We start from the raw sequence: 22,408 nt of genomic DNA, 5'->3' as shown, positions 1-22,408 counted from the left end.
TATTATGCGAGTGGTCGAACGCCCAAAAGAATACCTACTATTTAACGCCTTCTTGGTTTTTTTTGCTGTACACACAAATCAGGTGGGCGTGGGTATGGCAGGTTTTCAACGCATTATATTTGAAGAGGCAAAACACGACGCTTGGGTATCCGTCATTATTTCCGTTGTCGTGGTTCATATCATCACTTATTTAATCATTAAAACATTAGAAATTTATGAATCCACCGATCTATACGGCGTCCATCACGATGTATATGGAAAACATTTAGGGCGTATCATGAGCTGCATTTACATTTTCTACCTAATGACCGCCATCAGTATTATTCTCCGCACATACACGGAAATCGTTCAAACATGGGTTTTTCCGGATATCCCCAATTATCTCATTGCCTTTTTTATATTATTTCTTGTCCTTTACGGCGTAAGGGGAGGCATCAGAGCTGTTGTTGGGGTTTGTTTTCTCTCATTTATCTTGACGTTTTGGATGCTTTTGTTTAGCTACTACCCGTTACAGTTCGCAGAATGGAATCAAATCTTACCAATACTTGAGAGTGATCTAAAATCATTGATTCGCGGGGCCTACAAAATGTCCTTTACCATTGTGGGTTTTGAAATTATTTATTTTATTTACCCATTTGTAAAGGAAAAGGACAAGGTCCAAAAGTATGCCCACTTAGGCCTCTTACTGACAGCCATTGTCTATGTTGGCGTTATGATTGTAAGTCTTGTGTATTTCAGTCAGGGTCAAATGATGAGTGTCATATTTGGTACGATTACGATGTTTAAAATCATACAGCTTCCTTTTATTGAGCGTTTTGAGTATCTAGCTGTGTCCATATGGATGTTGATCATCCTCCCGAACCTTTTACTCATTGTATGGGCCATTACCCGTGGCTTTAAAAGAATGTTTAATTTCAAACAAAAAAATACCCTTTATATCCTGCTACCCATTATATTAGTTGGCAACTTATTCTTGGGTACAAGGGTGGAAATTAACGAGATGACGGATCTTACAGGTAAGTTTGGGCTAGCCTTGACCGTCATTTATCCTGTCATTCTGTTTATGATGGTGATTATTAAGAAGAAGTATTTTGCTCAAAAATCTAAAAAGGAGTCTTAATCAAATGTGCCTACGTCAAAAGATTATACCATCCTGGATAAGTAAGTCCTGCCTTGTTTTCTTAACGATCGTACTACTTGTGGGATGTGTAGAGACGACGATCCTTGAAGAAATGGGGATTATTATCGCTGTCGGTTATGATGAGCATGAAAATGGGAGAATGAAAACGACTTCGGTGGTGCACCAATTTGAACCTGAAGCAGAGGAAGCCATGATTATTCTAAAAAGTACAGCTTTCACAAGCAAAGGTAATCGTAATGTACAAAATTTAAAGTCATCAAATAAACTTGGTTCAGGCCAGTTACGGGTGAGTGTCTTTGGTAGGGAAGTTGCAGAAGAGGGCCTATTTGAAGAAATTGATACACTAGCGAGGGATGCCACAATCGGTTCGATGGTCTATCTGATGGTCGGTGACGGGACCGCCGAAGAAATTTTGTCCCATCAATATAAACAAATTCCTAACATAGGGTCCTATCTGTACCAACTTGTGGATCAAAATATTAGAAACGAACAAATAATTTCTCCCACGTTACACGAATTTGTCCATGATTACTTTGCTATTGGGAAGGACCCTATGTTACCTATTGTCCAACGTCAAGGCGACGAGGTCAAGATAACGGAGTTAGCCCTATTCTGTGATGATAAAATGAAGGGGACGATTAAACCACGGGAAAGTTTTTTTGTAAAATTAGTAGTGGATCAGTTCAAAGCAGGGAGTATTGAATTAGGCGTAAAGGCAGCGCAATTAGAAGACCATGGGATAGACAAGAACAATCTTAATGATGATTTGGTTAATTTTATTATCGAGAACATCCACAGTAATAGACGAATCACGTTGGTGGATCCAGAAAAACCAGCTTTTGATGTAGAAATCTATCTCAAAGCACGCTTGCAGGAAATCACCATGCCCATTGAGTTATCAGATCCAAAGGTATTTAGTAAAGTAGAAGATCTCATCGCAGCAGCGGTGACAAATGAAATGAAAAAGGTGATACAAACACTACAGAAACATGAAGCAGACGTTATTGGGTTTGGTGAAGTTTATCGTAGTACAGTTAGAAATGGTGACATTAATAGGGAAAATTGGCATGAAAAATTCAAAAAGGCTGAGATCAACGTGAAAGTTGATTGTGATCTCGCGCGCACAGGCGTCATACAATAATGAATTGAAATGATAAAACCAATGGAGTTAGTTAAATGTATTTCTTGGAGATAGCATGTGAGGTTTAGTGTTATACAGAAGTCATTTACTTCAAGTTAAAAAGGAGAGCTTGTTAGTATGAGCTCTCCATGCATTCGTTCTAAAACACTCTAGAATATTAAACTCCGAGGAGAAAGAATTGAATGGAAGTGGGTACTTGGATTATGATATCGCCTTAAAATAAACCCTTCGCTTCACCATCTTGGTCTATATCCATGTGCATAGCGGAAGGTACCCTTGGCAAGCCAGGCATGGTCATGACATCACCCGTAAGAGCGACGATAAAGCCGGCACCCACTGACGGTTTAAATTCCCGTATAGTGACCGTAAAGTCTTGAGGTCGACCGAGTTGACTTGGCACATCGCTGAGTGAGTATTGTGTCTTAGCCATACAAATCGGAAGGTTATGCCACCCATGTTCGTTGAACGCCTGTATTTGTTTCTTCGCTTTTGGACTAAATTCTACGTCCTGTGCTCCGTACACCTTAGTGGCAATTTGGAATACTTTTTCCTCAATGGATTGTAATGTGTCGTAAGTAAATTTAGGTTCAGGGTTAGGTTGGTCTTCTATGAGAGGGATTAAAGTATTGACCAGTTCTTCGCCACCAGCACCACCATGAGCCCAAACGTCGGTTAAAGCGACCGGGTAACCTTTTTGCCCACACCACTGTTGTAGATTGCTAATTTCTTCATCCGTGTCCGTGACGAAACGGTTAATAGCGACGACAAAAGGAACACCGAATGCCTGTATCGTTTCTGCATGTTTCTCTAGGTTTCGCAATCCTTTTTGCAAAGCCGAGACGTTTTCTTCTTTTAATTGATCTTTTGGGACCCCACCGTGCATTTTAAGGGCACGAATGGTAGCCACGATCACCACTGCGTTGGGACTTAAACGCCCTATACGGGATTTGATATTCATAAACTTTTCCGCGCCGAGGTCTGCACCAAATCCAGCTTCCGTCACCGTATAATCGGCTAGCTTTAACCCCATTTTTGTGGCTATCAAGCTGTTACATCCGTGAGCAATATTGGCAAATGGCCCTCCATGAATGAGAGCGGGCGTGTTTTCCAGTGTCTGAACGAGGTTGGGCTTAATCGCTTCCCTAAGTAAAAGGGCCATAGCGCCTTGGGCATTGAGCTGTCCGACAGTAACCGGTTCTTTTGCGTACGTATAACCGATGACGATATTAGCTAGACGTTCTTTCAGGTCTAGTATATCATGGCTGAGGCAAAGTACAGCCATCACCTCGGAGGCCACAGTAATTTCAAAACCATCTTCACGTGGGACACCTTTTATGGGCCCACCTAGCCCCACAATGACTTGCCTTAAAGCTCGGTCATTAAGGTCGACGACACGTTTCCAAATCACGCGCCGAGGGTCAATACCCAATTCATTACCTTGATGAATGTGGTTATCTATGATAGCAGATAAAGCGTTATTGGCTGCTGTAATAGCATGCAGATCTCCTGTGAAGTGGAGATTAATATCCTCCATAGGAAGAACTTGTGAGTATCCCCCGCCTGTGGCCCCACCTTTAATGCCCATGGTCGGTCCTAATGAAGGTTCTCGTAAAGCGACTATCGCTTGATGACCAAGACGGTTGAGCGCTTGACCTAGCCCCACAGTGACAGTGGACTTTCCTTCACCCGCAGGTGTAGGGTTAATGGCAGTCACTAAGATCAATTTCCCATCAGGGCGTGACGCTAGTTTTTTTGACAGATTCATACCTAATTTTGCTTTGTAGTGGCCATAGGGTTCATAATCATCCTCCGACAGTCCAATACTTTCTGCAATCTCGGCAATGCGCTTCATTGAAGCTTGTTGAGCAATGGTGATATCATCTTCGACATGGTTGCGTTGTGACATCATAATGTCCTCCTTATATGTACATAGGCTTGAAAGCTTTGTAGTTTGAGGCGTGATAACTAAGGTGAATCTACACATAGATAGGATTTGATATTTATTTCTATTGTACACTGCATGTATATGATTTTTCATCCTTTCTTCTTAAAAATAAAAAATAAATCATTGGAAATGGTGATATGACCTGTTTCTAAGCTGTACCTCAGCATCGAGGGAAAAGTAGGAGGACCTGGGTTGGAATTTGTCTGTAGAGAAAAAGCTATACCCCCGGGGAGGGTATAGCTTTAAAGTGAAGATTAGCATTAACTTTACATGCTTTAAACGCGTTGGTTGGCGAGTTGACGTAAGACCTTTTGAAGAATACCGCCATTGCGATAGTAATCAATATCGACAACACTGTCCAAACGGACTTTGACACTGAAGTCAACTGTTGTATTATCTTCACGAGTCGCACGTACCGTCAATGACTGCCCTGGCTGAATATTTTCATCTAGTCCGAGGATATCAAATGACTCTTTACCTGTGAGGCCGAGTGCTTTCCATCCTTTCCCTTCTTCGAATTGAAGAGGTAGGACACCCATACAAACAAGGTTTGTACGGTGAATACGCTCAAAGCTCTCAGCGATGACCGCTTTGACCCCTAACAGGTTTGTTCCTTTTGCGGCCCAGTCTCGTGAGCTTCCTGTACCGTACTCTTTACCGGCGAGCACCACAAGTGGTGTTTGATCTTCCTGATATTTCATCGCAGCATCGTAGATCGGCATAACATCATTCGTTGGAAGGTAAGTGGTGTAACCACCCTCCGTACCAGGCGCTAAGAGGTTACGGATACGAATGTTAGCGAATGTTCCACGCATCATCACTTCATGATTCCCTCTTCTAGAGCCGTAAGAGTTGAAGTCCTTACGTTCGACCCCGTTAGAAGATAGATAATGGCCAGCGGGGCTATCTTGTGCGATATTACCAGCAGGGGAGATATGGTCTGTTGTGACGGAATCCCCTAGGAGTGCCAATGTTTTTGCCCCACGGATTTCTTTGATTTCTTCTAATGTTGGGGACAAGTCAGTGAAGAATGGTGGTTCTTGAATATACGTTGACTCATCCTCCCACTCATATAACTCCCCTTGTGGTGCATCAATTTCATTCCAACGTTGATTGGAGTTGAAAATGTTGTCGTATTCTTTCTTGAACAAGTCAGAATTAACAAGACTCATCGCTTCCTTAATTTCTTCTGGTGTCGGCCACAGGTCTTTAAGATAGATAGGTTGCCCCTCTTTATCATGACCTAATGGATCATGAGCTAAATCGATATTTACCGTTCCTGCCAATGCGTAAGCGACGACGAGTGGTGGAGAAGCAAGGTAGTTTGCTTTAACTTGAGCATGTACGCGTCCTTCAAAGTTACGGTTACCACTTAACACAGACGCAACGGTCATATCCTGGTCAGCGATGGCTTTGGAGACCTCATCTGGCAGTGGACCTGAGTTACCGATACACGTCGCACAGCCATATCCAGCGACGTGGAAACCGAGAGCCTCTAGAGCGTCCATCACACCAGCATCGTACAAGTACTGAGTAACAACCTTAGATCCTGGCGTTAAGCTTGATTTCACATAACGTGGCTTAGTCAGGCCTTTTTCTTGTGCCTTTTTCGCTAATAGCCCTGCCCCTAGCATAACGCTTGGGTTTGAGGTGTTGGTACAGCTCGTGATAGCTGCAATGACAACAGCGCCCGTATCTAGCTCTTCTTTTGTCCCATCGTCGTACTCTACAGTCGCTTTCTTATTAATGTCCTCTTCTGAAAGCTCAAACCCGCCTTGGTCGATCGGTGTACGGAGCACTTCGTTAAAGGACTCTTTCATTTGAGTCAACTCGACACGGTCTTGGGGACGCTTCGGACCAGCTAGGTTCGGAACGATAGAACCCAGATCTAATTCAATTGTATCTGAGAATACAGGATCTGGTGTGTCGTCTGTACGGAACATACCTTGTGCTTTATAGTATTCTTCTACTAATTTAATTTGTTCTTCTTCCCGGCCTGTCATACGAAGGTAGGATATTGTTTCGTGGTCAACAGGGAAGAAGCCCATGGTCGCGCCATACTCTGGTGCCATGTTCGCCACTGTCGCACGGTCTGCTAAGCTGATATTAGACAGTCCATCGCCAAAAAATTCTACAAACTTCCCGACGACACCTTTTTTACGTAGTATCTCGGTTACCGTTAGGGCAAGGTCTGTTGCCGTTGCACCTTCAGCTAACTTCCCTTTTAGCTTAACCCCAACAACTTCTGGTGTGACAAAATATAGCGGTTGGCCGAGCATGCCTGCTTCTGCTTCGATACCACCAACCCCCCAGCCGACAACACCGAGTCCGTTAATCATTGTAGTATGAGAATCCGTTCCCACTAATGAATCAGGGTAAACAACTTCTTCGCCGTTTGATTCTTTCGTCGCAGCTACCGTGGCTAAGTACTCGAGGTTAACTTGGTGTACAATACCTGTAGCCGGCGGAACAGCACGGAAGTTGTTGAACGCCGTTTGCGCCCAGCGTAGAAAACGATAACGTTCTTCGTTACGCTCAAATTCTCTATTCATATTATAGGCTAATGCGTCTTTTGTACCGAAAGCATCAACCATCACAGAGTGGTCAATGACGAGATCAACAGGTACTAAAGGATTAATTTCATCTGGATCTCCACCAACTTTAGCCATTGTTGAACGCATTGCGGCTAAGTCTACTACGGCAGGGACCCCTGTGAAGTCTTGTAATACAATACGTGCAGGTTTAAAAGGAATTTCTTTGTTTTTCTCTTGGTCATCTGCCCAAGAAGCGATCTGTTGAACGTGCTCTTTTGTAATAGCAGTGCCGTCATATTGGCGAACGGCGGCCTCTAATAGGACTCTAATAGAAAACGGCAGTTTAGAAATTGGGCCTAGTCCTTGCTCTTCAACCTTAGGTAAGGAGTAGTAAGCATAATCCTTACCGTTCACTTGAAATGAAGATTTCACTTTGTATTGGTCGTTTGTAGCCATACGTCACCCTCCCAAAAATACTAAGCATAAATTTTGAGAGACAGTAGTTTCACTAAACGGAACTACGTTTCTCCTGTTGTAATTATTATAACGTATTTTTCGACTTTCGTACATGACTTTTTAAAAAATGTGTGAAAAAGCAGGCCCGTAGTCCTCGTCCTAATCATACAGTGTCAACTTAATATTTACAGACCCCACTTGTGTATAATAGTATGAGTATAAATCATGTTTTATTAAATGAAACACACGGTTCCATCAGGTAAAAGAAAAACAGCTCAACCGAAATCAATTTGAATGACATACATCTTAATAACCAGGAAAGGAGGATAACGATGCCGGAGAATAAAAATGAAAAGACGACTGTGAGATCCGTTGAACGTGCCCTCGACATATTGCTGTGCTTCGTTGATCAGCAGGAGTTAACTTTAACGGAGATCTCTAAGCGTGTCAGTCTAAACAAAAGTACCGTCTATCGATTACTAGCGTCACTAGAACGGAAAGGTTTTCTCATCAGAAACGGTGAAAACGATCGCTACCGTTTAGGTTTCAGACTATGGGAGCTCTCAGCCCATTTACACCGAGTGGATGATCCGGGTGAATTGTTACTACCTGAAATGGAGCGACTGCGAGATTTGTTAGAGGAAACGGTCAGCTTATATGTCCGCGATGGTAAAGAAAGGGTCAGAATACAAGCTGTTGAAAGTATGCAACCGATTCGTCGCGTCGCTCCCATTGGCGTACGTCTCCCTTTATCCGTAGGGGCATCGAGTAAAATCTTAGTAGCCTACGCAGACCCAGACACACAACAAATGATCCTCAATGACGAAGAATGGCCCCGCTCGATAGATAAAGAAAGATATATGTTACAGTTGCTGAATATACAACAGCTTGGTTACGCCACCAGTGTAGAGGAACGTGAAGCAGGAACATCTGCTATCGCTGCCCCTATTAAGAACGGATCAGGTAACCTAGTTGCAGCACTAGCGGTGTCTGGTCCAGCAAGCCGCCTGACACTGGATAAAATGAAAGAAGTGGCGCCCATTGTCACCAACTTTGCAGAACGTATGGGGCATATGGTGAAATAAGAAATAAGATAGACAGGATACATTCGGGGAGGACACCTGAGTATCCTGTTTTTTTTGTATATTTTGGGTCACCATCTCCATTAAAATATAAAAAGCGATGTATGAAAATAAAGTGGCCATATGGTCATATAGTACAAATGAAAGCTTTAACACAGTGAGTAAATAGAACTATTTTACATTTACATTTGGGTAAAAAGTAGTATAATGTATACATAAGTGCTGCATAAAAAAACACATATAAACATAAATATGAGCACTATATATTTTGAGGGGGGACATTCATTGTTCGGTCATTTATTAATCGGTCAATTTAAGAAAAGTATCTTATTATTTGTTTTAATGCTCGTTACTACGTTGGTGGTCGCGTGTGGGGGAGGAGAAACAACGTCAGGTGACCCTGAGTCTTCAGGCAACGAAGGGGGAAATACAGAGGAAGATAAACCTACATTAGTGATTGGAACCGATGCGGCCTATCCACCATTCGAAAGTTTAGATCCAGCCACAAATGAAATTGTGGGTTTTGATGTTGATTTGATTGGCGCTGTACTTGAAGAGGCGGGATACGATTATGAGATTACGAACACGGGATGGGATCCATTGTTTATGTCATTAGAGAATGACGATATTGATCTGGGTATTTCCGCCATTACAATTGATCCATCTAGACAGGAATCATATGATTTTACTACACCCTATTTTGAATCTGCTCAGATGATGTTATTTACTGAAGGAACAGAGATTGAAACCGCCTTAGATCTTGAAGGTAAAAAGATTGGGGTTCAGAGTGGCACAACGGGGCAATTTGCTACAGAAAACGTATTAGAAGAGTTAGGATACAGTACAACAGAGATTGATGAGGCTATTAGTCATTATGATTCTACGCCTGTAGCTATCATGGCCGTTACAGCTGGAGAGCTAGATGTGGCCGTTATTGACAACACAGTTGCAGAGGAGTATGTAAAGAAGAATCCCGATTCTGAGTTGATTGCAATTGGAGATCCTGAGAACTTTGATCCTGAATTCTACGGCATTATCTTTAAAAAAGATAATCCTTTAAGAGATGAAGTTAATACTGCCTTGAAAACAATCATTGAGAATGGAACGTACGCAGAAATCTTCAATGAATGGTTCGGATATGAGCCGGATGTTGATACCTTACTGAATGCAGAGTAATTTGGACCAAAAATGCGTAACGGGCACGTTACGCATTTTCTATGCCTACTGATGCCCTGCAGCAACCTTTGGGCGAAGCTCGAGTTGCGAGGGAGGGGATGTCGTATGATGATGCATAGCAATTATAATTGAGTCGAGAGGAGGAGGGACAGTGGACGCTTGGACGAGTTTTAAACTATTTATTTCCGAATATACTGGCTTCAACATCGATATTATCATCACGTGGTTTCCGATATTTCTGAAAGCGGCAGGTGTGACATTAGGGATTTCAGCGGCCGGTATCGTATTTGGTACAATCTTAGGATTGTTTATAGGCCTTGGTAAGCTATCATCTATTCGTCTTATTCGTTTACCGTTTGAATTGTATGTCACCATTTTCAGAGGAACCCCTATGCTCGTACAGATGTTATTTATTCATTTTGGTATCATGCAAAAGATGGGCTTTAACCCCATAACGTCAGCCGCTGTGACTCTAACATTAAACGCGGGTGCGTATATTGCAGAAATATTTAGGGCAGGTATACAGTCGATTGATAAGGGCCAAATGGAAGCGGCACGATCTCTAGGTATGACCAAGGTACAGGCGATGAAAGATATCATCTTACCACAAGCCTTTAAGAGAATGATCCCGCCATTAGGGAATGAATCCATTATCTTGTTAAAAGACTCTTCTGTGGCGATGGTGATTGCTGTACCAGAGATCACCTATTATTCAAGACTGGCCCAATCCAATACATTTAGTGTGGCAGAACCATATCTTATGGCAGCAGTGTTTTATTTAATTTTTACGATCTCATTATCTAAGCTTGTGAGCTACTTAGAAAGGAGGCTGGACACGGGATGATAGAAGTACAAAACTTGAAAAAGTCGTTTGGAGATCTAGACGTTTTAAAAGACATCAATGCGAAGATTAAACCACAGGAAGTTGTCGTCGTTATCGGACCGTCTGGCTCCGGTAAGTCCACCTTTTTAAGATGCCTCAATTTATTAGAAGCTGTTACGGCGGGAAATGTCCTCATTAACGGTGTTGACTTAACCGATCCAAAAACAAATATCAATGATGTGCGTACCGATGTGGGTATGGTGTTTCAACAATTTAATCTTTTCCCGCATAAGACGGTAATGGACAATATTACATTAGCACCCAGACGGGTACACAAGTGGGGCAAGAAAGAAGCGGAGAAGAAAGCCGAGCAATTGCTAGACAAGGTAGGTTTGGGTGACAAAAGGCATGTCTACCCCGATTCTCTGTCCGGTGGTCAAAAGCAAAGGGTTGCAATTGCTAGAGCACTGGCAATGGAGCCCAGTATTATGCTATTCGATGAACCTACCTCCGCTCTTGACCCCGAGATGGTCGGGGAGGTGCTATCCGTCATGAAACAATTGGCAAGAGAAGGGATGACCATGGTGGTTGTTACGCATGAGATGGGGTTTGCCCGTGAAGTGGGTGACCGAGTCATCTTCATGGATGGCGGATATATTGTTGAAGAGAATACACCAGAAGCATTATTTAATCATCCCCAACACGAAAGAACAAAGGCTTTTCTAAGTAAAGTACTTTAAATAATTGTGATCACGTTCTTGATCAAATAATTTAAGAGCCTTCAGTGTTCCCAGACGTTTCGGGCTCACTGGGGTTTTTCTTTATAAGTCGGCTTTGTATGAGGTACCCGATAAACGCCCCTAAAATTAAGGAAAGGATCGGTAAAAAGATAGGACCTAACATGACCCCAAATATTTCGAAGGTATGGGAATAAATGACGCCGATGGTTCCAACATAGGCAGACATGAGGAAAGGTAAGAAATCATACGGTTTTGTATATCCACCTGCATCGCGATAAGCATCCCATATACCAAACAAATAAATACAAGGATAAAACATGAGCCATTGATAATTGCTCTGCTGGACGGCCTCATTCATCTGGCCATAAAAGCTGAATACGATAGCAACATTAAGACGCGCCTGTACATTAATAAGAATCTCAATAATGACAAGCAAGATACCCTTGATATATTTACCGTTTATGAATTGTCCAAACCCTGGCAGGGCGATACTCCACAACAGGGTTTCCAATGCCTGATTGTCTTTTTTCATGGGATCACATCTTCTGCTTTTTGGTTTTCTGTTTCTTACTATCTAGTGTCTTCGGTTCTGCTTTTCTTATACGTAAAGTGGGCAATGGTGCACGAATGATAACGTCGACCCAATCCGTGGGAGAAAATGGCGCAAAAGGGGATAAATAATAACTTCCGAAACTGCGTAAGCCCACGAGGTGGATATTAATCATAATGTACACAATGATAATGCCGTATAACCCGAAAGCTGCTGCAGCAAACATCATAATGAAACGTAGCATACGAAAGGCGATACTGACACTATAATTAGGAATGACAAAGGATGACACGGCAGTTAAGGCTACAACAACAGCCAATATAGGACTGACAATACCTGCCTGTATGGCTGCTTCACCAATCACGAGTCCACCAACGATGCCAATCGTCTGGCCGATGAGGCGAGGGAGTCTAATCCCTGCTTCCCGGAGTAATTCTATAGTGATTTCCATCAATAATACTTCAATTAAGGCTGGAAAGGGGACGCCTTCTCTCGTTCCAGCAATTGATAAAGCGAGTGTTGTCGGTATCATGCCCTGATGATACGTTGTGAGTGCAATATAAATGGCCGACACAAACATAGATATAAAAGCGGCGATGTAACGGAGGATCCGAATGAGACTGGAAATACCCCAGCGTTCATAATAATCCTCAGGAGATTTTAGTAATTGGTGTAAGGTCACAGGTGCGTGTAAACAAAAGGGTGTCCCATCTAATAAAATGACGACCTGCCCTTCCATAATTGCATCAGCCGCACGGTCTGGTCGCTCTGAATGAAGCAGTTGAGGAAAAGGTGTAAAGATATTATCCTGTATCAACTGTTCTAAGGTCCCAGTCTCAGAGACGTCGTCGGAATCAATGCAAGCTAGGCGATAACGTACTTCCTCAACAAGGTCGGGATTTGCTACGCCTTTTATAAAACCGATGGCAAACGTCTTTTTTGCTCTTCTACCGAGTGATCCTATTTGTACAACAAAATTAGGGTCTTTTATTCTTCTTCTGATTAGAACTGTATTTGTTTTAATGTTCTCAGTAAAGCCATCCCGGGGACCACGAATGACCACTTCACTTTTGGGCTCTTCTACGGAACGTTCGTTAAACTCACTTAAACTTAAGACCAGTAAATGTTCAACACCTTCAACAGCCATAAGCACATCGCCAGACATAAAAGGGAGAAAAGCTTCATCAAAGTTGTCGTATAAATGTGTTTCAGACACCGTCATGACCTTCTGGGTTATATGCTTTGCTAATGCTAGTCCCCTCTTTTCGGCGAGCACTTGATCCTTGCTTATAATGAGAGGACGCAGCACACTATACTCCAAACCTTTCTCATCCACCATACCGCTAAAATAAATCACGGTGGCTCTGATTTTTCCAGCGATATAGAAATCCTTAAATCTGACATCATCACTTTCGCCGACAAGATTGTCTATCGTTTTAATAGTGGTGTCTATATTGGAAGAAAGGCGTATATTATATTGATCGGACTGTCTCGTTCCATCTTCATTTAATTTGGTAAACAGCTTCTTAAACATTGGGGAACTCCTTCTTAAATGTCAATCTTCCATACGCTCATTTAACATATAGTGTCTGATGGTTACATGGACCTTTACATTGATCTCACTTTTAGCAAACCCACCGTTCTCTTTGTCCCAGTCTTTCTTGGCTTTCTGCCAGTAACGATAGTCGCTTGTTCTTACTTTGTTATGAAGGTCAAAGATATCGGAATGGAACTCCTGTTGCATTTTGTCCACAACCGCTGTAACGTGATCCTTAATCTCCTTGACTACGGATTTTTCTAATTCTTTAATCATCTTTTCCTCGCTAACAGGCACTTCATAAGCCCAGCTTTCTCCAAGTGCCCCTTCCACGTTTATTTCAACTGAAAATGTATCCTTATCGTTTTTCTTCTCATAAGATATAACTGTTTTGTTGTTGAGTACTTCAAAGTTGACTTTATTTCCTTTAAAGTCTAATTCCAGTACACCATTTAGCCCTTGTCCACTTATAAAGTTGTAGCCTATGATATCCTTACCACCTAGCCAACCCACCATTTTTCCAGAATAACCATTAAAGATGGCTGCGCCAGTGAGTTTTACTCTTTCCTCTCCTTCCAACAGAATTCTGGAGATAAGAAAACTCCTTTCCCCAATGACCTGTTCTGAGATTGTTCCAACGTCCGTTGGCTCAATCTCCTCTAGAACGAGTGAGTAATTTTCGCCCATCTCATAGAGACTCTGGGCTAAAATTTCTGCCAACGGCAATTTTATTTTCAAGATATCAATGGTTGGTGCACTGGATATATAGATTTGTGTATGTCTACGCATCTCATGGTCACGCAAGTAAAAATCAAACATGGGTTTTAGAATGCCATCTCGTGCTAATTCTTGATTGACCAACAAAACCTTGAGGTGTTCAAAATTTGGTTTGCGACTCGTGCGGGCAGCAATATTACGGACCTGTTTAAAGTTGGTTGATCCATCTTCCGTAATGGTAAAAAAAGGTTGCCCTTTCTGCCCCGCGCCTTGTGATCCAATTTTACTTGGGACAGCCATTTGGTAAGTTGAACGGAATTTATAGGTCCTAGGTTTTTGATTATTCGTTTGTTGTTTTGACTGTTCATCGTCTTGTACCGGATCTAAACCAATACCCATAATAAACCCTACATCTTCAATTTCGGTACGGTCCCAACAGCCGCTTAAAGTGAGAAGTAGAAGTAGCATTACTATAAAGCGAAAGCTTAGTTGCATCTAAACGCCTCCTTGTATAGGGCGTTGATCGTCTTTCTTCTTTTTCTGTTTGGCTCTCATCAGTATGGTGAGGAAACCAAATAAAAGACACAATAGATATAAAGTGAGGCCAGTGTAACCAATCCAATCTCCAAATTTAAAAGCTTTAACAATATTAGGTGGAATAAACGTTACCAAAAAAATAATCACAGATGTCAAAATGGCCAATGTGGACAAAGGCATTCGGCGAAGAAAGTGTTTCTTTGTAATTTCGACTGATAGATAGTGCGTAATGGACAACGTATTAAAAATGCCCATAATCCATACTGTGATCATGACGGATTCCAAACGTTCAAAAAAGGCACCTGGTATTTCTATCACTTTAGCCAACTCAACGGTTGGGAACGTAATTAACTTAACCGCATCGACGGTAAACAATGAATAGGCGAGAATAGTGATAGTAATGTACAGCAGTGTCGTGATGCCAATCCCTATATTGAGTCTCTTAGCCTTGAGGTCCTCTTTTTTCATTCTAGACATGAAAAACAGTATGATCTCTATACCTATAAAGGTGAACACTGTTTCCTTTAAACCCATAATCGGTACAAATGCACCTTCAGGGGTAACGGGACGAAGGTTATCTATTTCAATCTCAGTTATATTAAAGGAGATGAGAGACACTAGCACCAAAACAATGATGGGTAAAAATAAAAAGTTTAAGTGAACGATGGCCTGAAATCCTTTACTAACGGCGTACATGGTGCAAATGAGAATTAATAAGACTAATACTTCAGACGGTGTTTGGTCCAATAGATACATCTTAACGACAAAAGCCAATATTCTAGCCTCATAGCCACTGAGACTGATGAAGTACAGAATAAACATGAAACCGAGTACATAACTTGCATACCTACCGACAGTTCCTTCAGCTAAAAACTCAAGGATTGTTTTGGAGGGAAATTGTTTTTGTAACAGGACATATAATGTCACGATGCCCATCACAAACAAGCCTGCTAGAACAAGAGAGATCCATCCGTCAGGGGTGTTTAGTTCAACGGCAAGTGAGCGCGGCACTGTTAGCACACCAACACCGATAATCATGGCCATTAATGATATCGCCATTTCGAGTGGACTGAGCTGATAGTCGTGTCGGACCATGAAGTGCAACTCCTTCTATGCTTTAGCTCGATTTATTTCATCCGTTCATCTTTCAATTTCATTAACATTTGCTCTTTCTGCTTAAGGTTTTTTTGGTCCATCCAAGGTAATTCACATCGCTTGGCAATCAGTTTAAATAACCTTTGGAAGAGAAGAAGTGACACCAAAAATGCCAGGCCACTCAACCATACAGACATTGGTGGGACATATTCTAAAAGATGCTGCACGTATTACACCACCTTTCATGCTTTTGTTTATCTCACTCATACTTGTTAAATGATGGTTTATACGTGTAGGTTGCGCCAAGATAGGAAGAAATATGAGCGCACATAAAAGTCTTTTGAAAAAACCATTTGAACATGATGATACTTTTACTCATACAACAATAAAATAAAGGTGCATTGTCCTGTTGCAAATTCAACGTTGCAAGAGTATAATCGTTGCATGCAATTGCAAAACATAAGAGAAGTAGTATCGCTACTTCTCTGTTTTATCGTTCAAAGGAGAAATTACAATGAAAAAACAATTCGTTGTCATTGGACTCGGAAGATTTGGTGGAAGCATTACGAAAACACTTGTCAACTTGGGACACGAAGTCTTGGCCATTGACAAGGATGAAAGTAAAATACAAGAGTTTTCTTCTGTCGCAACACAGGCTGTTCAAGCTAACTCTATAGATGAACAAGCGATGAAACAGCTAGGTATTCGTAACTTTGACCATGCCATTATCGCGATTGGAGATGACATCCAAGCCAGTATCCTAACGACACTTATCCTTAAAGATATGGGTGTAAGGAAAGTTTCAGTTAAAGCAACAAATGATTATCACAGCAAAGTTTTGGAGAAAATCGGTGCGGATCGCATTATCCATCCTGAACGTGACATGGGGGTCAGAGCTGCACACCATATCGTGTCTGAAAACGTCATCGATTACATTGAACTTTCTCCAGAATACAGCTTGGTTGAAATAGCCGTTACAGATAAAATGCATCAGAAAACTCTAGGTTCATTAGACATTCGTGCACGTTATGGCTGTAACGTTATGGCCATCAAAACCTATGCTAATGATATTAATGTGTCCCCACGAGCGGAAGATGTTGTTTATAAAGGCGATATATTAGTGATAATTGGAAGCAATAAAGATATAAATCATTTTGAAGATACTTTAGATAACTAACGAACGACACTAGAAAAGACACCAACCTCGATTGGTGCATCCTGTTCATAAAATGTCATCATCATTCTTCCAAATGTGCTGGCTAGAGTGAATAGAACAGCCATGGAGGAATGATGAATAGATCACTCTATATGGACAAGGATTATATATAGTTGGAAACCAACCTGTGGGCGGGGACTAAATATCTAATGAAGGAAAGAGGGAAAATCATGGCTGTATCATTTGATTACTCAAAAGCATTACCTTTCTTTAAAGAAGAAGAGCTTTCACAACAAAAACACATGCTCGAAACGGCTCACCATATGCTCCATGAACAAACTGGAGCGGGGAGCGACTATCTGGGATGGGTGGACCTTCCTGAAGCTTATGACAAAGAGGAGTTTGAACGAATTCAACAAGCCGCAACAAGAATTCAAAACAATTCAGATGCGCTTGTGGTTATCGGTATTGGGGGTTCATATCTTGGTGCTAAGGCAGCGATAGAGATGTTGACACATACGTTCCATAATCAACTTCCAAATGCTAAGCGTCAAACACCTGAGATTTACTTTGTTGGTCAGAATATCAGTGCTACATACGTGAAACACCTGATTCAAGTGTTGGAAGGAAAAGACTTCTCTGTTAATGTCATTAGTAAATCGGGCACAACGACTGAGCCGGCCATAGCTTTCCGCATTTTCCGTGACTTGTTAGAAAAGAAATACGGTGAAGAGGAGGCCAAATCTCGCATCTACGCCACCACAGATGCAGAGAAAGGGGCCCTAAAGCAATTAGCTACGGAAAAGGGTTATGAAACGTTTGTTGTACCTGATGATGTAGGGGGACGCTACTCTGTGCTTACTGCCGTTGGGCTTTTACCCATTGCTACAGCAGGCATCAATATATCTAGCATGATGGAAGGGGCACGCGAGGCGCAGCAAAAGTACGCGAACCCAGATTTATCACAGAACGAATGTTATCAGTATGCTGCCGTCCGCCATGTTTTATATAACAAAGGGAAAACCATTGAATTACTCGTTAACTATGAACCATCCTTGCATTTTGTATCAGAATGGTGGAAACAGCTCTTTGGCGAAAGTGAAGGTAAGGATCAAAAAGGTATTTATCCGGCTTCTGTCGATTTTACAACGGACTTACATTCTATGGGGCAGTATATCCAAGAGGGTAGACGTCATCTATTTGAAACAGTGCTCCAGGTTAAAGAAGCACCAGAGGATATCGTGATAGAGGAAGATGATCAAAATCTGGATGGGCTTAATTATCTCGCAGGCCAAACGATGAATGTGGTAAATCAAAAAGCATTTGAAGGCACCCTGCTTGCGCACACAGATGGCGGTGTCCCCAATCTTGTGGTGACCATCGATGATTTCTCGGCCAAAACATTCGGACACCTCGTTTACTTTTTTGAAAAGGCGTGTGGCATAAGCGGATATCTCTTAGGCGTGAACCCGTTTAATCAACCAGGTGTTGAAGCCTACAAGAAAAACATGTTTGCTCTTCTGGGCAAACCGGGCTTTGAAGAAGAAAAAGCCGCGCTAGAAAAACGTTTGTAACGTAATGAGGGTTATGATTAAGCGCCCATTTATCATATAAATGGATATAAAAAAACTGTTGCGACTTACTATGTCGTCCCAACAGTTTTTTTGTTTTGTTTATCAAAACGTTGCAATGGATAATGAGATTTCATCATCCGTCCATCATTGGTAAGGTAGGGTTATTACTTATTTGACGGATATACCTCCGTCAATATCCTAGTAGGGTAAATAAAGGGGGAGAAGGGGGGAGGATCCCCCTTCAAGTGAAGCGTTGGTATCTGCTGTACAGATATCATGCTTGGCTCTTATCTAATTTTTCGGGGCTAGCCGATCATTTATGTACTGAATAATTAAAATTCATTAAATTTTTTAAATGTATGCTTTAATTAAGGATGTTGGTAGTGAACTTGACACCATAGAAGTATAGACTCACTTATTATACAATAATGATAGAATTAGCATTCAAGGGAGGTCTTATCAATGAAAATCACATTTCATGGACAAAGTTGTGTTCAAGTAGAAACCGATCAAACATCTCTCATTATTGATCCATTTTTAAATGGGAACCCTGTAGCAAAAGCAAATCCGGAAGATATCAAGGTTTCTTACATCTTACTCACACACGGGCACAATGATCACGTAGGTGATACAGTACAAATCGCCAAACAAAATAACGCTACAGTGATCGCACCGTTTGAATTAGCGACTTTCTTAGGATGGAAAGGCTGTAACGTGCATCCGATGCACATAGGGGGAAGTGCAAGCTTCGATTTTGGTCAAGTGAAATTCACACAAGCATTCCATGGCTCCGCATATACGGATGAAGAAAACCAAACCATCACATACACCGGAATGCCAGGGGGAATTCTCTTAACGCTTGAAGGCAAGACGATTTACCACGCTGGTGACACAGGTCTGTTCGGTGATATGAAACTCATAGGAGAAAGAAACAATATAGACCTTGCCTTTCTTCCTATTGGTGACAACTTCACCATGGGTCCTGAAGACGCTCTAACCGCAGCAGAATGGGTCAAAGCACAGAAGGTCGTTCCAATGCATTACAATACATTTCCTCTGATTGAACAAGATGCGCATGCCTTTGCCGATGCATTAAAAGCAAAAGGCATAGAAGGCATTGTCATGGAAGTGTCAGACACGTTAGAACTCTAACCTTAACAATTGTAATCAACTTGATAATGGACTGTAACATTCATGTAATATTAATACGGTAAGATTAAGACAATAGAAAACCCCCTTAATATAAACAGCGTGGCAGATGCCGCGCTATTTTTTTTGCATGTTTGTCCAACTGGTGCATAAATTATTAATGTAAGCTAGGTATATAGAGTATTTTTGGTCACTTTCACACTTAGCTAAAAAATATTAAAAGAGTATGGCTATCATAGGCGATGTAAAGCACAATGAAAGCTCAAAAAGATGACTTATTTTTCATAATATTGAGGGAGAGGATGATTCATATGCCACCACTCATGAGATATTGGACGTGTTTAGTAGGAGCACTGTTGATGCTAGGGTTTGCTACACCAAGATTACCTGTTTATGGCAGCTCAATTGAATTTGGCTTTAGTTTTCTGTGGATACTGTTCTGTTTGCTCGTCATTGGTGCTAACTTGTCAGCCATCATGAGATTAGGGAGAGGAGAGGTCGTTGAGCGTCCAAGATTAACGAAAGAACAGAAAGAAGCGATTCGTCGTCTAAGACGTTATCGTCATCGCCGCGTGCACTCTAGGTAAAACACTTTCGTTGCCTTCTTTCCTCTATTCTCTGTATAATAAACTTATATGGAATGAATACGGAACCTGAGGAAAGTATGGTGTATGATGCCGACAAAACATGAACAAATATTAAATTATATCGAGGGTTTAGATATTGGGCATAAAATATCTGTCCGACAAATCGCAAAAGAACTTAAAGTGAGTGAAGGAACAGCTTATCGGGCGATTAAGGAAGCGGAAGCCCAAGGCATTGTCAGTACCATCGGGCGAGTAGGGACCATTAGAATTGAGAAAAAAGAAAAAGAGAACATAGAAAAACTCACCTTTGCTGAGGTTGTCAATGTGGTTGATGGTACGGTCATCGGTGGGAGAGCTGGGCTGCACAAAACGTTGCATAAATTTGTGATAGGAGCCATGAAGCTTGAGGAAATGGTCAAGTACATTGATCGTGACAGTCTATTAATAGTTGGGAATCGTGAAGAAGCCCATCGCTCTTCTTTGGAACACGGTGCGGCCGTCCTTATTACAGGGGGCTTTGACACGACAGAAGAAGTTAAAGCACTTGCAGATCAACTTGAGCGCCCCGTTATTTCCTGTTCGTATGACACCTTTACTGTGGCCGCAATGATCAACAGGGCTATCTATGACCGTCTAATTAAAAAAGACATTGTGATGGTCGAAGATATACTGATTCCTAAGGCGCACACCGTCTTTTTGCAAACGACCCAAACGATAGAAGACTGGTACCAGAATAGCGAAAAAACCAATCATAGTCGTTATCCGGTAGTGGATGAACAGGGGAAGGTACACGGTGTCATCACCGCCAAAGATATACTGGGTCATTCTCGTAACCTGACCATAGATAAAGTCATGACCAAATATCCCAAAACAGTATCGGTAAAAACATCCGTCGCATCTGCTGCTCATATGATGGTATGGGAAGGGATTGAGATACTCCCCGTCGTGGACCAGCATAGATACTTACTCGGCATTATTAGCCGACAAGACGTCTTGAAAGCGATGCAATACATGCAGAAACAACCTCAAATAGGCGAGACGTTTGAAGATCAGATGATTCATCATTTCGTGGAGGAGGATGGTGAACATTACTCGATACGAGGAAAAGTCCTGCCTCAAATGATTAACCATGTGGGGACACTGTCCAGTGGTGTACTTACAACGATTATGACTGAAGCAGGTAATCGTACCCTTCGCCGTAGTAAAAAAGGGGATGTGGTCGCTGAAAATATCTCTATCTACTTTTTAAAGCCTGTTCAGTTGGAGAATGAGATACAAGTGATACCAAAAGTCCTCGAACTGAGTCGGAAATTCGGTAAAGTAGATGTCGAAGTGTATCATGGACATGATATGATCGCCAAAGGAATAATGACCGCACAGATTATAGACCGTTAAAAAAAGCCTGTTCACTCATGAAGTGACAGGCTTTTGTTGGCGGCGTTCGAGTAAAGGAAATGCTTCGATAATTGAATAATATACGTTATTTTTTCTCTTTATATACCTTAGGGGCGAAGGTATTGTAATTTCTAAGTCCCATCATAAAATTAAAGGCTCCTAATAATAGAAATACTATACCCACACCAATGCGCCAACCCGTCGTTTCAGGAAAAGTAAATAGCTGAATCAATGCCATTGAAACCAGCATAATCCCCATCGCGATATTGGTTTTCGCATTATAGAATCTCATGATATCCATATTTTCTTTGTTACGGTATTGACGCGTGCGAACACTATAAAAAATAGCGAAGCTCGCAGCAAATACAACGACGAGTAATAAAATGTTACCCATAAACGTGATCCCTCAATTCTCCATTGTAATAATTAATGTCAGTAATTTTAACTATACCTTACTTGTGGTCAAGGTTAAGAAGAAACCTTGTAGTAATCATGTAATAATCACATTCTACTTTAAAGTAATTCAAGGGTTTGAATAACTTTCATTTAATGAACAACTCCTACCCTTTCATTTTAAAGAACTTTACCGCTAAAATCTACTAACACCTTGCCAACTCCCATATTTCGACATAATAAACAACTAAATAATACCATAAATGTAACAAAAGGTTATATAAGTAGGTTCATAGACACACTTATGAAGTCCAAATAGGACTTTATGTTTATGTAGTATATTGTCGGAAAATAAGAACTTTGACGGATGTTCACGAATGCGTAAACGGGTTATGATGTATACAGAAATTAATTATCGGATTCGGAAAAACACTCTGAATCCCGATAAAGGCAAAACTGGTGAAAGCCAGTGACGCAAAGCTACAGGGGCTAACGTGATCTAATGATCGCAAAGCCAGCCAGCTACCGAAGGATGCAGGGCGTGAAACCACCCCTCTTCCTCAAAAAAGGGGTTCTTTTTTATGGATGAAGGAGGAACGAACCTGCCTCCCTGGAGTAACGTCGACGGACAAGCTCGAGGAAAACTTCACCAAAAACAATTAAAAGGAGAGGGTTTCAAA

The 22,408-nt window shown here is 41.6% G+C and carries 19 protein-coding genes and 1 riboswitch; of the genes, 11 read left to right on the top strand and 8 right to left on the bottom strand.

Annotation, left to right across the window (positions count from 1 at the left end; all coding sequences use genetic code 11):
* Window positions 1-4 precede the first annotated feature (4 nt).
* Both JKM87_RS15755 and JKM87_RS15750 read left to right on the top strand, forming a co-directional pair.
* Window positions 5-1,120 (top strand): GerAB/ArcD/ProY family transporter, encoded by a 1,116-nt coding sequence (locus JKM87_RS15755; RefSeq protein ID WP_202081332.1) that lies wholly within the window; start codon window positions 5-7, stop codon window positions 1,118-1,120.
* 4 nt (window positions 1,121-1,124) lie between these two features.
* Entirely contained in the window at window positions 1,125-2,282 is a 1,158-nt protein-coding gene (locus JKM87_RS15750; protein WP_202081331.1) for a Ger(x)C family spore germination protein, read from the top strand.
* A gap of 214 nt (window positions 2,283-2,496) precedes the next feature.
* On the opposite strand, the gene JKM87_RS15745 is transcribed toward JKM87_RS15750, so the two are convergent.
* Together JKM87_RS15745 and acnA are read right to left on the bottom strand one after the other, a co-directional pair.
* The gene (locus JKM87_RS15745; RefSeq protein ID WP_202081330.1) at window positions 2,497-4,188 is read right to left on the bottom strand and encodes a formate--tetrahydrofolate ligase; all 1,692 of its coding nucleotides are present in this window, start codon (window positions 4,186-4,188) and stop codon (window positions 2,497-2,499) included.
* Between the two features lie 314 nt (window positions 4,189-4,502).
* The gene (gene acnA / locus JKM87_RS15740) at window positions 4,503-7,217 is read right to left on the bottom strand and encodes an aconitate hydratase AcnA (protein WP_202081329.1); all 2,715 of its coding nucleotides are present in this window, start codon (window positions 7,215-7,217) and stop codon (window positions 4,503-4,505) included.
* A gap of 332 nt (window positions 7,218-7,549) precedes the next feature.
* Between acnA and JKM87_RS15735 the strand changes: the two genes are divergently transcribed.
* The 4 genes from JKM87_RS15735 to JKM87_RS15720 all read left to right on the top strand — a co-directional run bounded on the left by JKM87_RS15735 (window position 7,550) and on the right by JKM87_RS15720 (window position 11,038).
* Window positions 7,550-8,302, top strand: a complete 753-nt coding sequence (locus JKM87_RS15735) for an IclR family transcriptional regulator (protein ID WP_202081328.1) — start codon at window positions 7,550-7,552, stop codon at window positions 8,300-8,302.
* A 282-nt stretch (window positions 8,303-8,584) separates the two neighbouring features.
* Complete coding sequence (locus tag JKM87_RS15730) at window positions 8,585-9,475, top strand: basic amino acid ABC transporter substrate-binding protein (RefSeq protein ID WP_236838890.1); 891 nt, start codon at window positions 8,585-8,587, stop codon at window positions 9,473-9,475.
* Between the two features lie 151 nt (window positions 9,476-9,626).
* Entirely contained in the window at window positions 9,627-10,319 is a 693-nt protein-coding gene (locus JKM87_RS15725; RefSeq protein ID WP_336885195.1) for an amino acid ABC transporter permease, read from the top strand.
* A complete protein-coding gene (locus JKM87_RS15720) occupies window positions 10,316-11,038 on the top strand; it encodes an amino acid ABC transporter ATP-binding protein (RefSeq protein WP_202081327.1) in 723 nt (240 codons plus the stop codon). Before JKM87_RS15725 ends, JKM87_RS15720 begins: the two co-directional genes overlap by 4 nt.
* Before the next feature lie 31 nt (window positions 11,039-11,069).
* Here JKM87_RS15720 and JKM87_RS15715 read toward each other — a convergent pair whose 3' ends face one another.
* Genes JKM87_RS15715 through JKM87_RS15695 form a run of 5 tightly spaced genes read right to left on the bottom strand, consistent with a single transcriptional unit; the run spans window position 11,070 to window position 15,701 of the window.
* On the bottom strand, window positions 11,070-11,570 hold the full coding sequence (locus JKM87_RS15715) for a hypothetical protein (protein ID WP_202081326.1): 501 nt from the start codon (window positions 11,568-11,570) through the stop codon (window positions 11,070-11,072).
* A gap of 4 nt (window positions 11,571-11,574) precedes the next feature.
* On the bottom strand, window positions 11,575-13,122 hold the full coding sequence (locus JKM87_RS15710) for a spore germination protein (RefSeq protein WP_202081325.1): 1,548 nt from the start codon (window positions 13,120-13,122) through the stop codon (window positions 11,575-11,577).
* 21 nt (window positions 13,123-13,143) lie between these two features.
* Window positions 13,144-14,337, bottom strand: coding sequence for a Ger(x)C family spore germination protein (locus JKM87_RS15705; RefSeq protein WP_202081324.1), 1,194 nt, complete (start codon window positions 14,335-14,337; stop codon window positions 13,144-13,146).
* Entirely contained in the window at window positions 14,338-15,474 is a 1,137-nt protein-coding gene (locus tag JKM87_RS15700; protein ID WP_202081323.1) for a GerAB/ArcD/ProY family transporter, read from the bottom strand.
* Window positions 15,475-15,506: 32 nt separating this feature from the next.
* Window positions 15,507-15,701 (bottom strand): hypothetical protein, encoded by a 195-nt coding sequence (locus JKM87_RS15695; protein WP_202081322.1) that lies wholly within the window; start codon window positions 15,699-15,701, stop codon window positions 15,507-15,509.
* Between the two features lie 287 nt (window positions 15,702-15,988).
* Here JKM87_RS15695 and JKM87_RS15690 point away from each other — a divergent pair, with 287 nt between their 5' ends.
* From JKM87_RS15690 to JKM87_RS15670, 5 genes are all read left to right on the top strand, one after another.
* Window positions 15,989-16,651, top strand: coding sequence for a potassium channel family protein (locus JKM87_RS15690; RefSeq protein WP_202081321.1), 663 nt, complete (start codon window positions 15,989-15,991; stop codon window positions 16,649-16,651).
* A 209-nt stretch (window positions 16,652-16,860) separates the two neighbouring features.
* Window positions 16,861-18,204, top strand: a complete 1,344-nt coding sequence (locus JKM87_RS15685; RefSeq protein WP_202081320.1) for a glucose-6-phosphate isomerase — start codon at window positions 16,861-16,863, stop codon at window positions 18,202-18,204.
* Between the two features lie 462 nt (window positions 18,205-18,666).
* Window positions 18,667-19,356, top strand: a complete 690-nt coding sequence (locus tag JKM87_RS15680) for a metal-dependent hydrolase (protein ID WP_202081319.1) — start codon at window positions 18,667-18,669, stop codon at window positions 19,354-19,356.
* Between the two features lie 251 nt (window positions 19,357-19,607).
* Window positions 19,608-19,940 (top strand): hypothetical protein, encoded by a 333-nt coding sequence (locus JKM87_RS15675; RefSeq protein WP_202081318.1) that lies wholly within the window; start codon window positions 19,608-19,610, stop codon window positions 19,938-19,940.
* Window positions 19,941-20,027: 87 nt separating this feature from the next.
* A complete protein-coding gene (locus JKM87_RS15670; protein ID WP_202081317.1) occupies window positions 20,028-21,335 on the top strand; it encodes a DRTGG domain-containing protein in 1,308 nt (435 codons plus the stop codon).
* A gap of 85 nt (window positions 21,336-21,420) precedes the next feature.
* Here the strand turns inward: JKM87_RS15670 and JKM87_RS15665 are convergent, their stop codons facing one another.
* Window positions 21,421-21,729: a YtpI family protein gene (locus tag JKM87_RS15665; RefSeq protein WP_202081316.1), complete on the bottom strand. Its 309-nt coding sequence runs from the start codon at window positions 21,727-21,729 to the stop codon at window positions 21,421-21,423.
* A gap of 438 nt (window positions 21,730-22,167) precedes the next feature.
* A riboswitch (cyclic di-GMP riboswitch) is annotated at window positions 22,168-22,258 on the top strand.
* The last annotated feature ends 150 nt before the right edge of the window (window positions 22,259-22,408 follow it).

This window comes from Caldalkalibacillus salinus (assembly GCF_016745835.1).
GTDB classification, from domain to species: domain Bacteria; phylum Bacillota; class Bacilli; order Caldalkalibacillales; family JCM-10596; genus Caldalkalibacillus_A; species Caldalkalibacillus_A salinus.
The sequence above is the reverse complement of the archived record's forward strand: the minus strand, read 5'-3'. Positions and strand labels throughout refer to the sequence as shown.